This window comes from Staphylococcus sp. HMSC062H10, from assembly GCF_001836945.1.
In the GTDB taxonomy this organism is placed as follows: domain Bacteria; phylum Bacillota; class Bacilli; order Staphylococcales; family Staphylococcaceae; genus Staphylococcus; species Staphylococcus aureus.
Window position 1 is genome coordinate 24524 of record NZ_KV830945.1, and the last position, 13280, is coordinate 37803.

Sequence of the window (13280 nt, forward strand, 5' to 3'; positions counted from 1 at the left end):
TTTCAACCCTTCTATCCTAATAGTCTAACTAAGTACACTTCATTACAACAACCGTTAACTGCATTATAAATATTTTTTGCTTGGCTTTCTTTTCGTGCTAGCCCATACACAGTCGGTCCGCTTCCACTCATTAACGCACCATCTGCACCACTTTTCAACATATTGTTTTTTAATTTATCGATTTGTGGGTGTTTTGAAACAGAAATTGGCTCTAATCGATTAGACAAACTTTGACATAATTGTTGATAATCTCGATTTTCTAAGGCCTCATAACACATTTTCGTATGTACGTCGTAACGCTTATCTAAATTAATCAACTTAAATATATCTGGTGATGATATGCCTAAGTTTGGTTTAGCAAGAATCACCCAAGCTGAAGGTGGTTTATTTAAAAACTCGATTTTCTCTCCTCTTCCAGTACATAGTGCAGTTTTATTATAAATACAAAACGGAATATCTGTCCCGATTTTACTGCCTAGTAGAGCCAATTCTTCCAAACTCGCCCCTATATTAAAAAGTCGATTCAATCCTCTCAACGTTGCTGCTGCATCAGCCGAACCTCCAGCTAAGCCAGCAGAAACAGGTATTTCTTTATCGATAGAAATTGTTACACCTTGCTTTAGTTGATATTGCTCAATAAATAGTTGCGCTGCACGATATGCGAGATTTTTATGATTAGAAGGCACATAATTATGTTCAATCTCAACAACTATCTTTCGATCTTTTCTTTTATGGAAAGTTAAACGATCATTTAAATCAACTGTTGTCATTATCATTTCAATCTCATGATAGCCATCATTTCTTTTAAAAAGTGTATCGAGCGTAAAATTAATTTTGGCTGGTGCCGTTTCATATATCATTTTCCGCCCTCTTTTCGTTATCTTAATATGATGATTTTAACATAAAGAGAATTAATATTTGACATTTTAATTTGTTTTTTAGTGTTTTTTTAATAAAAAAGTAATTTTCTCCATCTAATTACTTAGTATTTACTTGTATTTGTGTTTATAAATACAATTATCCATTTACTGAAAAATCTATAAGCGAAACATCAGTGTTAAACATTTTGTAAATAAAAAGAGTATTGAACATAATGCCCAACACTCAAATAATTATCATAATATTTACTTCTTATACTGAGAAACGTCTAACATCTCTATATGTCTTATTTAGTGTGCAATTGATTCGTGATGATTATCCTCTTCAAATGAAACTTGAACATTTTCAGTTAACACATCAGTGTATGTATAAGATACTCTCTCAAAGTTGTGTTTGTCTTGATCTAACTCAACAATGAAAACTGACGGATATGTTTCTTTTAAAATTCCAGAACGTTTTATTGTTTTCTTACGGCCTCCATTGGCTTTCAGTACAATACGATTTCCTACATGACAATCAATAGAATTTTTGATGTCCAAAATTGATTTTGGCATATTGCTCCACCTCGCTACAAGTTACATAATACCATATTTGCAGCGTTTTCGTCAAACAAAATTTAAATTTTAACAATAGTGCTTTGCTTTGTCAATCATTTAATTTTCTAATTGAGGGAATTTTTTCTTTTCTTCATACAATTTAGCAAAATCTTGAATAGATAGCGTTTCACCGCGACGTCTTGGATCAATACCCGCTTGTTCCAACCATTGTAAAATTACTTCTTTGTGTTGTTTACCATCTTTAAAATAATTTTGATAGTTATTGTTAATTGTCTTTCTTCTTTGTGCAAATGCTGCTTTTGCTAACTTAAAAAATGCTTCCTCGTTATCTACTGTTACTAACGGTTCAGTTCTCTGCATCAGTTTTACAACTATTGAATCAACATTAGGTGGTGGCATAAATACAGATTTAGGTACCGTTAATACTTTACTAGTCTCTGTATAGTATTGTACGACAATTGATAATGAACCATATGCTTTTGAACCTACTTCAGCATTTAAGCGTTCGCCCACTTCTTTTTGCATCATTACTACGTAGCCATCAATCGGTATGTCTTGTTGCATTAAATTTAATAAAATTGGCGTCGTAATATAGTACGGCAGGTTTGCAACAACCATTATTTTTTCACAATCTTGTAAATGATTTTCAACAGCTTCTTTAATATTCGCTTTTAAAATATCTTCATTAATCACCGTTACATTATCATAAGGTGATAGTGTATCATTTAATACAGGTATTAAACGTTGATCAATTTCAAATGCCAATACTCTTTTAGCATGTCTGGCCAATTGTTCTGTCAACGACCCCATACCTGGACCAATTTCAATCACCCCAGTTTGTGCATCAATATCACTTGCATCAATGATATTATTAATGATATTCACATCTATCAAAAAGTTCTGTCCTAAACTTTTTTTAAAATTAAAGCCATATTTATCTAACAACGCTCGCGTTCTTGATGGTGTTGCAATATCTTTATTATCCAACATTTTCACTTCCTCATTCATCTTCTAAAGCTTGCCTTACATCCGCTTCGGTATAACCAAATGCATTTAACTTTTTCAATAACTGCTTACCATTCGAATGGCCGATTCGCAATTTTCTACTTAAAATTTCTCTACGGCGCCTTGCATCTTTCCCAACGATTAACCCCAACTCTATAAGCACAGATTTATCAATTGATTCATAAGCTTCATCAAAGGGTGAACTAACATGCAGTAACGCTTCTTTAATATCAATTAAGTCGGCATGTTCAACACCGATTTTCCCTTTTTTATTTTTAGCTTTTTCTCTATCAATATACGCATGTTTAACACCTTTGACATGTTCAGTAATTGTACTTCTAATTTTATCTCCTGGGAAATCTGGATCTGTTAATACAATAACGCCTCGACTTTGTTGAGCATTTCTAATTACTTCTAAAGTTTGTTCATTGATGGCACTACCATTCGTTTCAATCGTATCACATTCAACAGCTCGTTTAACACGCTCAGTATCATCTCGTCCTTCTACAACTATAAACTCATTGATTTTCATTTAAAACGCCTTCCTACAATTCTTAATTTCAAAGCACTAACCATCTCTATCGCACGTATTGCACATACACGATATTTTAATTTAAAAAAGTGAGAAAGAACCATAGCATATTAAACGAATATAGCATCGTTTATATTTATGGCGGTGATCTTTCTCACTTTTAACTTTATGAATTTAAATTAAACAATTTCTCTGCATTTTTAGTTGTTTGTTCGCACACTTCTTCATAAGATAAGCCTTTTAATTCAGCAATTTGTTCAGCTACTAAAGTTACTCTCGCCGGTTCATTTCGCTTTCCTCTATACGGATGTGGCGAAAGATACGGTGCATCGGTTTCAACTAGCAATCGCTCCATTGACACATGCTTAGCAACTTCTTTAGGCTGTTTAGCATTTTTAAATGTCACTGGTCCACCTAATGAAATATAAAAATTCAGCTTATTAGTTACAATATCTGCAATTTCTGAAGAACCACTAAAGCTATGCATAATCCCGCCTACCTCTTCAGCATGCTCCTCCAATAAGATATCGATACAGTCTTGTGTTGCTTCACGGTTATGAATGATAATTGGTAACTTCAAACGCTTAGCTAAAGCAATTTGCTTTCTAAAAACTTCCTTTTGAACATCTGCAGGAGATTTATCCCAGTGATAATCTAATCCCATTTCACCAATACCAATCACTTTTGGATGCTGAGCTAAAGATTCAATCCATTCCAAGTGTTCTTCTGTAAAATCAATTGCGTCAACTGGATGCCAACCGATAATGCCATATAAAAAATCATATTCATCGATTAATTTCATCGCGCGTTCAATTGTCGATTTGTTAAAACCAACTACAAACATACGATCAACACCTGCTTCTCTAGCACGTGTAATCACTTCACTCAAATCATCATCGTATTGCTCATCATTTAAATGGACATGTGTATCGATTAACATAATTATCTCTCCTAATTTTTAAAAATACAGTTATTTAATCACTGCACCATTTGGAATTGCACTTGGTAAACTTACTAAGGTTAATACACCATCTTTTTCAGCAGATAATATCATACCTTCAGATTTTTGTCCCATTAATTTAGCTGGTTTCAAGTTAGTAACAACTGCTACTTTTTTACCAATAATATCATCTGGTGTATAGAATTTGGCAATTCCTGATACAATTTGTCTTTGTTCAGAATCTAAGTCTACTTGAATTTTTAAAAGCTTATCTGACTTCTTAACATGTTCAGCATCAATAATCGTTGCTGCCTTAATTTCAACTTTATCAAAGTCTTTAATATCAATTTGAGGTTTGCTAGGAATCTCTTCTTTTTCCTCTTCAGTAGCAGGCGGTTGCATTGATTCTTTGATATATGCAATTTCCGCTTCGCTATCCAATCTTGGGAAAATAGGTTTAGGTTGCCCAGTAACCATAATTGGCTCAGTAAGCACACCATATTGCTCTAAACTACTAAATTCCATAAATTGAGGATTGTTAATGTTCAATTGTTCAAAAATCTCTTTCGGCGCATGAGTTAAGAATGGACGTAATAATACAGCTGCATAACGAATATTTTCAACTAAGTGAGCCATAACATTGCCTAACATATCTTTTTGGCTATCGTCCTTAGCTAATACCCAAGGCGTTGTTTCGTCAATATACTTATTCGTTCTACTAATAAACTTCCATACCGTAGATAATGCCACAGAAAATTGCAAGCTTTCCATACTTTCAGTATAGCTTTTCACTGTTTCTAAAGCCATAGCTTCCATTTCTTCATCTAATTCATGAAGTGGGCCTTGATACGCTGGTAATTCGCCATCAAAGTACTTATTAATCATAGAAATCGTACGGTTTACTAAGTTGCCTAAGTCATTTGCTAGATCGAAATTTGTACGCTCAACAAATGCTTCAGGTGTAAATACGCCATCTGAACCAAATGGTAATTCACGCATTAGATAATAACGTGTGGCATCTAAACCATAGCGATCAATTAAAATATTAGGGTCTACGACATTACCTTTAGATTTACTCATTTTTCCATCTTTCATCAAAATCCAACCATGTGCAAAGACTTTTTTAGGTAACGGTAAGTCTAATGCCATCAATAAAATAGGCCAAATAATTGAGTGGAATCGCACAATTTCCTTAGCCATTAAATGAATATCTGCTGGCCAGTATTTGTTAAATAGTGACTCATCATCTGATAAATAGCCTAATGCTGAAATATAGTTAACTAACGCATCAATCCAAACATAAACAACATGTTTTGGATTAGACGGAACATGGACACCCCAGTTAAATGATGTACGAGAAACAGCCAAATCAGCAAGTCCTGGTTTAATGAAGTTGTTAATCATTTCATTTTTTCTTGATGGTGGTTGTATAAAATCTGGGTTTTGGTCATAGAATTCTAATAGACGGTCTGTATATTTACTAATATTAAAGAAATAACTTTCTTCTTTAACTAGTTCAACTTCGTGTCCAGAATCTGGACTTTTACCACCAATAATTTTACCGTTTTCGTATTGTGGGTCTACTAATTGTGACTCTGTATAGTATGTTTCATCCGGAACAGAATACCAACCTTCATATTCACCTAAATAGATATCACCTTGCTTTAATAAACGTTCAAACACTTGCTCAACGACATGTTTATGACGTTCTTTAGTTGTTCTGATAAAATCATCATTTGAAATTTCAAGCTTAGCCCACAATTGTTTAATTCCAGCAATCATCTCATCCAAATATTCAATTTCTGTCTTACCAGCTTTTTGAGCTTTTTCTTGAATTTTTTGACCGTGTTCATCCGTTCCAGTCAAATAACGAACATCATATCCTTGCATTCTCTTATATCTTGCAATAACATCTCCAGCCACTGTAGAATATGCATGTCCTATATGTAAATTCCCACTAGGATAGTATATTGGGGTTGTTATATAAAATGTTTCTTTAGCCATAACTGTTCCTCCTCGTAATGTCTCACTTCAAATAATATCTAAGATTTCTATGCATTTCAACGGACGCGAACATTTATCTCGTCATCTCATTTTCATCTTATTCAATGTTAAGGTATTTATTACTTTCAATGTATTTATTTTACATTAAAAAACGTCGATGTCATCATTTTTTTATCATAGTCAACATCATTTTATCAGTATCAATGCAAAATGATAACTTACCATTTAAAATTACAGCTTGCATTTATAAAATCGTTTAAAATTTCATTTAATCGATAAAGTGATTAACTTATTTGATGATAAATATTATATACTTCATTCGTTTTAAGTTGTCGTTCTTCAGCAACTTTTTTAATAGCTTGTTTTGGTTTCATCTGTGAAGTTTGAATATAATGATCAACATGCTCATTGATAGATAAATCATCAAACCACGATATCTCATTGTTCGCTTTAGCACCCTCAATCAAGATAACGAATTCGCCTTTCAATGGTACATCGCCTTGCTGAATCAATGCTTGTAATTGTGTTACATCATCAGTTACAATTTGTTCGAACTTCTTAGTCAATTCACGCCCTAGTGATACTAGTCGTGTTGCATCTATCTTTGCAATTGTTTTTAATGTATCTGTCACACGATGCGGTGATTCGTATATAATTAATGTGCTATTTTCATGCATACGTTGCTCTAATACAGCACTTTTTTCTTTCTCTTTTCGTGGCAAAAATCCTAAAAATGTATATACATATGAAGGTAATCCACTAGCCATCAAAGCCGTCAACCCAGCATTAGGTCCAGGCACAGTCTCTACTTTAATATTAGCTTCTCTGGCTGCCACTACTAATTCGTATCCAGGATCACTAATTAAGGGCAATCCAGCATCAGATACGAGCGCAACGTCAAGACCTAATTCTAACTGTTCAATGATAAAAGCAGTCTGCTTATCCTTGTTATGTTCGTGATATGACTTTAATGGAGTTGGAATATCATAATGATTACACAGCTTACTAGTTACTCTAGTGTCTTCACAAGCAATCATATCAACACGTTTCAATACATCAACTGCTCTATAAGTAATATCTGCTAAATTACCAATTGGTGTGCCCACTAAATATAATACAGCCATACTATCGCTCCTTAATTAATCGCAATTTCTTTTGTCTGGTATAAGTTTTAATTTCATATTCACGCTTCAATGCTTCAGACTTTGTCTCATACATTTCTTGATAAACTAAATGCACCGGACGTCTTACTTTCGTATATTTGGCTCCTTGACCTCGATTATGTTTTTCAACACGTGCATTAACGTCTTTAGCGTATCCTGTATATAAACTTCCATCACTACATTTTACAATATATACAAAATGACTATCCATAATATACTTCCTTCATTTCTTCGCTATAATTACCATCTTCATTATAAATATAAAATGGGGGCATGATTTCTAAACCTTGATTTCCACCTTTTCGACCTTCTACAACTATCGTTTGTGCTGATTTCCCTACTTTACTATAAATAAAAACGACTTTCTTAGGTTCAATATTCGCTTTTCTCATTTCAAACAAGACATCCATTAGTCTATCTGCACGATGTACCATATTTAGCCTGCCACCTTCTTTTAATAAATGACGAGCTGCAATCATGCAATCTTCAAGTGTACACATAATCTCATGTCTCGCTATCTTATGTGCTTCTTTTTGATGTTGGTGTTGCTGATTCTCTTTAAAATAAGGCGGATTACACGTTACTAAAGTATATTGTGAAGGTTTAAATACTTTAGTAACGTTTTTCAAATCCATGTGATGCATTGTTAAATATTCATCAACATCATTGAATTGAAATGTGCGTCGCGCCATATCGACAAGTGTTTTTTGAATCTCAACACCTTCTATATGTCGTGGATGTTTCGCAAACAATAACAAGGGTATCACCCCATTGCCTGAACATAAGTCCAACACAATATCTTTTGTTCTAGGTTTTGTAAAATGCCCTAACAACAAAGCATCCGTTGAAAACGAAAAAACATCATCATTTTGAATAATACTAAAATCTTCTTTGATTAGTTGATCAAATCGTTCATTCTCTTTTAACATTTTTAACTCCTATGAAGACAACCTTTTTCTATTGAGTAATTGAAATCTCTTTTTATATTAAATGCCTATCTACATTCGATGTATTTTTGAATTTTAACAGCTACATTTTACAACTAATGATACTGCGTGCACACTTAATAATAACATTTAGTACCACTATCTCTAATGCAATCACCAAAACTTTATACACAATTAAAGCCTGAAACATACATTGTCTCAGACTTATCCAAACCATATTCATTTATAATTATAACACTATTTGAGTGTGCTTGATTAATCACTTAAAACTTCTAAACAGAACAGACAATCTTCACCATGTCGATGTTTTCCAAATAATTCGCCTTTACAAATATGAAATCCTTCTCCATACAATATAGCCAAATTATCTTTACTTGGTAATGGCTTTTTCACAGCTTTTGCTGGTTTTGAATTCACAGTATCAATAGTAGTTGATTCATCATTGCCCAATACTTTTTTCAAATTATCATTTTCAAGTTGAAGCGCTACATTTTCTTCTACTAATTCAACTGCAAGTGCCTTTAATTCTGAAGTTTCCTTTGAAAGTTGATTGACATTCATTTCTAAACGCATTATTTTTTCAAATATTTCATTGCGATCCAAATGTAATAATGCCTCCTTAATGCATAGTTTCTATTTCTTCTAATTTATATTCAAGTGGCTGTTCATGTCCCTCAAGCTTCACCTGCATAGAAATGTCTAATATATTTAAAGCAACTACTTTCCCGTTACCATCAGGCGTTTCAATTGCTTCACCGATATCAGGTAATTGTGCACGTACTTCCTCATAGTAGTCATTTTCATATTTTAAACAACACATCAAACGACCACATGCACCGGAAATTTTAGTTGGATTTAATGATAAATTTTGATCCTTAGCCATCTTAATCGATACTGGTTCAAAATCACCTAAAAATGTAGAACAACATAACGACCTACCACAAGGTCCGATACCGCCAAGCAATTTGGCTTCATCCCTTACACCAATTTGTCTCAACTCGATACGTGTTTTTAAATGTTGCGCTAATATTTTTACTAATTTTCTAAAATCAATACGATCATCTGCCGTAAAATTAAAAATAACTTTCGATTTATCTAATGTATATTCGCAATTGACTAAACGCATGTCCAAACCTTGTTCTCTTACAATGTCTTTACATAGTATTAATGCATTTTCAGCATCTCGTTCATTACAATTAAATTTATCAATATCTTTGTCATCAGCAATGCGAATAATATTTTTAAGTGGTAACACAACATCCTCTTCAGCAATATCCATTAATGGATTTTTAACAATACCTATCTCTATGCCTCTTTTAGATTCGACAACTACCCAGTCATCTATATCTACTTGTATATCATTAGGTGTATAATATTCTAATTTTCCCGCTTTTTGAAACTGAACACCTATTACATTTGGCATCTAACTCACACCCTTAATTACGATTTGTTCAAATACAAGCGTTGGATTTACATTTTGATTCAATTTCTTATGTGCTTCCGTCAGTTGATCAAACATCAAAATTAATTGATTAAACGACAACTTTTGCGCATATTGATCAATATCATTTTTTAAATCACTATATATTTGTTTATCCTCTACATTTACCTTTGTATGTATGATATCTTCGAAGAAACCATTCACAGCTGCAATAGTTAAAGATTGCAGTTTTTTATTTTTAGCCTGTTTCAATAAATCAATAATACCTATAAGTGCCATTGGCTTATTAGTAAGCAACAATTCACACCAACGTATAACTGATTTCCTTAATGCTAATAAATCAAATTCTTCATTTAAAGCCATTGCATTATCTATTTGCGTAGTATAAGTACTAATCATTTCAGCTACTGGCTTAGACATGTCTTGTTCAACTAATCTATTTATAAACTTTTCTTTATCAATTGGCTTGAAATATACATGCTGACACCTTGAATGGATTGTGTCTAAAATTTGCTCAGGTTTTGTAGACAATAAAATAGCAATCGTATTGTCCGGTGGTTCTTCAAGAAATTTCAAGATACTGTTTTCCCCTTGAACAGTTAACTTTTCAAAGTCTTCAATGATGTACACTTTATTTGTGCTTTCTATAGGAAGTTGATTCATATGACGCACAAGTTGTTCAACTTGTTCTTTCTTAATTGCATTCTCAGTTGTTGATATATACATAAAGTCTGGATGATTATATGTACTAACCTTTGTTTCACATTGACTATCTGTTTGACATAAAATAAGCTTTGCAAAATTAATCGCAACTTGTTTCATCGTTTGTGCATCATCACCTTCAAATAAATAGGCATGCGATAATTTATTTGAATGATATGCATTCGTCAATTGTTGCTGTTCATCCATTCATTACAAACTCCCTTTTGCTTTTATATAAAAAGGTTGCCAAAGAGCAACTAATTACTGCAACAATAGCGACCATGATTTGTGATTATTCTTAGAACCACAAAAATCAAATCTATTGGCATCTGAACTAGTCGCAGTCAAGCAACCCAAAATTGTTAATAACTTATTAATACACTATTTTAAGTATCTCTAATTGATGATTGTATTATAGAATTAAAATTGATGGAATGCATCAACTGGCATAACAAATACAGTAGCACCGCCAACTTCAACTTCAACTGGATATGGAATGTACGAATCCGCACTGCCTCCCATAGGTGTAATAGGTGAAACCAACTGTTCTCTATTACCACACGTTTGATTAATCACAGACAATATTTCATCTACACGGTCATCATTGACACCACATAAGAATGTTGTATTACCTGCTCTTAAAAACCCACCTGTTGTTGCCAATTTTGTTGCTCTAAAGTTATTTTTAACAAGTTGATCTGCAAGTTCCTGACTATCTTGATCTTGTACGATCGCTATAATCATTTTCATTTTATAACACCTCTTCTAACAATTATATCATATCTTTTCTAAATATTTGATGATAGTTTGATACGTGTCTTCAACAACATTTTCAAGAGGTTGATCTGCATTAACGCTTTTGAACCGTTGTGATTCATTATGAATGATTTCTTGGTAACCTTCAATTACTTTTTCGTGAAACTTTAAATCTTCTTGATCTAATCTATTTTGATCTCTTGAATTTTTAATAATACGTTCGCGACCTACTTCAGCACTAACATTTAAATAAATCGTCAAATCTGGATATAATCCATTTATTGCAAATTCATTTAATGCTCTTACTTCTTCAACGCCAATCCCTCTAGCATAACCTTGATAAGCTAATGAACTATCGATATAGCGATCACACAACACAATCTTACCTTCTTTTAAAGCTGGTATGACCTTTAATACAAGATGTTCTCTTCTAGATGCAGCAAATAACATTGCTTCAGTTCTAATGTCCATATCATTGCCTTCTAATACAATTTTACGTATTTCTTCACCAGTAGGAACGCCGCCCGGTTCTCTTGTCATAATGACATCATAATCTTTTACTAATCTATGATAAACTTCATTAATTACAGTTGTTTTACCTGAGCCTTCTGGGCCCTCAAAAGTTATAAAAGCTGACATTTTATTCATCCTCAACTAAAATTTTATTATTTTTAATTCCTTCAACTATCATTCCAGTTTCCAGATATTCATTTACCAATTCTATCATATTTTCAGTTATTGTTTCTCCTTTGAAAATAATAGGAATCCCTGGCGGATACGGGACAATATGTCGCGCCAGAACTTTACCTTTTGCCTTTTTCAAATCACACCAAGTAACATATTCAAAGCGTTTTGGTTTATAGTTACCTTCAGTTGTTAAAAGTTGTGTTTGTTTAACTTTAGAAACTGATTTTTTCGGTAAAATCATATCTTCAATTTTACGTAAAAGCGAATCAAATAAATACGTATCATCATGATGCCATAACGGCAATATCGCTAATGCTTGATAGTCGTCCGCTAATTCTAAATAGATATGTGCATTCATAAACCAATTTTGAATATCATGACCTGTAAAGCCTTCATATTTTATCAACAACTTCAACGGATCATCAACTTGAATCATTTCAAAACCCTTCTTCTCCAAACATTCGATTAATTGCGCTCTCTTATCAAAAAACACGGAACTATCATATGTTTTATAGAACTGGGCAGCTGACTCTAAACTAGCCATAATCAAATACGAAGGACTAGATGTTTGGAAGTAGCTTAGATATTCTATAATATTTTCTCTATAAGGTGCATTTTTATGAATATAAAGTACCGAGCCCATCGTTAAAGCAGGTAACGTTTTATGAAAAGATTGAACAACATAGTCAGCTTGATAATTTAATGTAGAATCTGGAAATCCTTGCAATCCAAAGTGCGCGCCGTGTGCTTCGTCAATGAGTACAGGGATATTTAATTGGTGCAAAGATTTGATAACCTCTTCTACATTAAATGTTTCACCGTAATAGTTAGGATAAGTCAACACAGCAAGTTTGTGACCGTCATTATTCAAACTACTTAAATTAACTTTATTGTAATGATTCGTTAACGGACTTTGATGCGTTTCAATAAAATGCCCTTCTTGTTGGCTAATATCGAGCGCATGTAATACAGATTTATGTACATTTCTTGCCATTAATATATCGCCTTTTTTCTGTGAAAAAGACTGTATGACAGATAATATTCCTGAAGTGGTGCCATTCACTAAGAAATAAGCATCATAATCTGAATGTTTCTCCACCTGCTTCATACTTTCTAAAATGACTTCTTCAGGATGATGTAAATCATCTAATCCAGGTATTTCAGTTTTATCCATTGTCATTGATAATTGAGATAAATGACCGATAGTCATATTTTTATGACCCGGAACATGCAAAGAAATCGCTTCTTCTTGATTTAAACTTTCTAATTTATTTAAAATAGGTTGCTTCATGATATACGCTTCCTTTATTTACAATGTTTTGGAATTAGTTACTTTCAAAAGTATTAATTATATAGTAACACTTCTTTGACAAAAGTTAGTGTTACTTATGCAATAGCTTGTCTATTGTATAATAATTAATTTCCCTTTTGTATTTCGATTTAAAAGATATTAAACATAAAACCTAAAAACAGCAGTAAGATGATTTATGATTAAAAACTATCTTACTGCTGTTCACTTTTTATAATACTTCTGAATGTCTTCACTTATACTTCTAGTCACAGATTTAAACAATCAAAAGTGCACATTATTAAATTATCATTTCCAAAACTCAATGCGGCTCATCGCATCCATTTTTGCCTGGCAACGTTCTACTCTAGCGGAACGT

The 13280-nt window shown here is 32.8% G+C and carries 15 protein-coding genes; all 15 read right to left on the minus strand.

Translation table 11 applies throughout. The features are described 5' to 3' along the window. Window positions 1-11 precede the first annotated feature (11 nt). Window positions 12-860 carry a 4-(cytidine 5'-diphospho)-2-C-methyl-D-erythritol kinase gene (gene ispE, locus HMPREF2658_RS00450; RefSeq protein WP_000638877.1) on the minus strand — a complete coding sequence of 283 codons (849 nt, stop codon included), beginning with the start codon at window positions 858-860 and terminating at the stop codon, window positions 12-14. 309 nt (window positions 861-1169) lie between these two features. Continuing rightward, window positions 1170-1433, minus strand: coding sequence for a biofilm formation stimulator Veg (gene veg, locus HMPREF2658_RS00455; RefSeq protein ID WP_001126664.1), 264 nt, complete (start codon window positions 1431-1433; stop codon window positions 1170-1172). A 99-nt stretch (window positions 1434-1532) separates the two neighbouring features. Next, window positions 1533-2426 carry a 16S rRNA (adenine(1518)-N(6)/adenine(1519)-N(6))-dimethyltransferase RsmA gene (gene rsmA / locus HMPREF2658_RS00460; protein ID WP_000886500.1) on the minus strand — a complete coding sequence of 298 codons (894 nt, stop codon included), beginning with the start codon at window positions 2424-2426 and terminating at the stop codon, window positions 1533-1535. 10 nt (window positions 2427-2436) lie between these two features. Beyond that, a complete protein-coding gene (gene rnmV, locus HMPREF2658_RS00465; RefSeq protein ID WP_000700076.1) occupies window positions 2437-2973 on the minus strand; it encodes a ribonuclease M5 in 537 nt (178 codons plus the stop codon). A gap of 166 nt (window positions 2974-3139) precedes the next feature. Further along, window positions 3140-3913, minus strand: coding sequence for a TatD family hydrolase (locus tag HMPREF2658_RS00470; RefSeq protein ID WP_000904314.1), 774 nt, complete (start codon window positions 3911-3913; stop codon window positions 3140-3142). A gap of 30 nt (window positions 3914-3943) precedes the next feature. Next, window positions 3944-5917, minus strand: a complete 1974-nt coding sequence (gene metG / locus HMPREF2658_RS00475; RefSeq protein ID WP_001051142.1) for a methionine--tRNA ligase — start codon at window positions 5915-5917, stop codon at window positions 3944-3946. A gap of 284 nt (window positions 5918-6201) precedes the next feature. Next, window positions 6202-7041 carry a 16S rRNA (cytidine(1402)-2'-O)-methyltransferase gene (gene rsmI, locus HMPREF2658_RS00485; RefSeq protein ID WP_000279924.1) on the minus strand — a complete coding sequence of 280 codons (840 nt, stop codon included), beginning with the start codon at window positions 7039-7041 and terminating at the stop codon, window positions 6202-6204. 1 nt (window position 7042) lies between these two features. Beyond that, window positions 7043-7291, minus strand: coding sequence for a GIY-YIG nuclease family protein (locus tag HMPREF2658_RS00490; RefSeq protein ID WP_000377064.1), 249 nt, complete (start codon window positions 7289-7291; stop codon window positions 7043-7045). Further along, window positions 7284-8009 carry a tRNA1(Val) (adenine(37)-N6)-methyltransferase gene (locus HMPREF2658_RS00495; protein WP_000910685.1) on the minus strand — a complete coding sequence of 242 codons (726 nt, stop codon included), beginning with the start codon at window positions 8007-8009 and terminating at the stop codon, window positions 7284-7286. Before HMPREF2658_RS00495 ends, HMPREF2658_RS00490 begins: the two co-directional genes overlap by 8 nt. Window positions 8010-8282: 273 nt before the next feature. Then, entirely contained in the window at window positions 8283-8630 is a 348-nt protein-coding gene (gene yabA / locus HMPREF2658_RS00500) for a DNA replication initiation control protein YabA (RefSeq protein WP_000375687.1), read from the minus strand. A gap of 16 nt (window positions 8631-8646) precedes the next feature. Next, window positions 8647-9450 (minus strand): PSP1 domain-containing protein, encoded by an 804-nt coding sequence (locus tag HMPREF2658_RS00505; protein ID WP_001134191.1) that lies wholly within the window; start codon window positions 9448-9450, stop codon window positions 8647-8649. Beyond that, the gene (locus HMPREF2658_RS00510) at window positions 9451-10377 is read right to left on the minus strand and encodes a DNA polymerase III subunit delta' C-terminal domain-containing protein (RefSeq protein ID WP_000344330.1); all 927 of its coding nucleotides are present in this window, start codon (window positions 10375-10377) and stop codon (window positions 9451-9453) included. 213 nt (window positions 10378-10590) lie between these two features. Continuing rightward, complete coding sequence (locus HMPREF2658_RS00520; RefSeq protein WP_000781979.1) at window positions 10591-10920, minus strand: cyclic-di-AMP receptor; 330 nt, start codon at window positions 10918-10920, stop codon at window positions 10591-10593. Window positions 10921-10947: 27 nt separating this feature from the next. Next, window positions 10948-11565, minus strand: coding sequence for a dTMP kinase (tmk, locus tag HMPREF2658_RS00525; protein ID WP_001272125.1), 618 nt, complete (start codon window positions 11563-11565; stop codon window positions 10948-10950). A gap of 1 nt (window position 11566) precedes the next feature. Further along, window positions 11567-12904 (minus strand): aminotransferase class V-fold PLP-dependent enzyme, encoded by a 1338-nt coding sequence (locus HMPREF2658_RS00530; protein ID WP_000812839.1) that lies wholly within the window; start codon window positions 12902-12904, stop codon window positions 11567-11569. Window positions 12905-13280 lie beyond the last annotated feature (376 nt).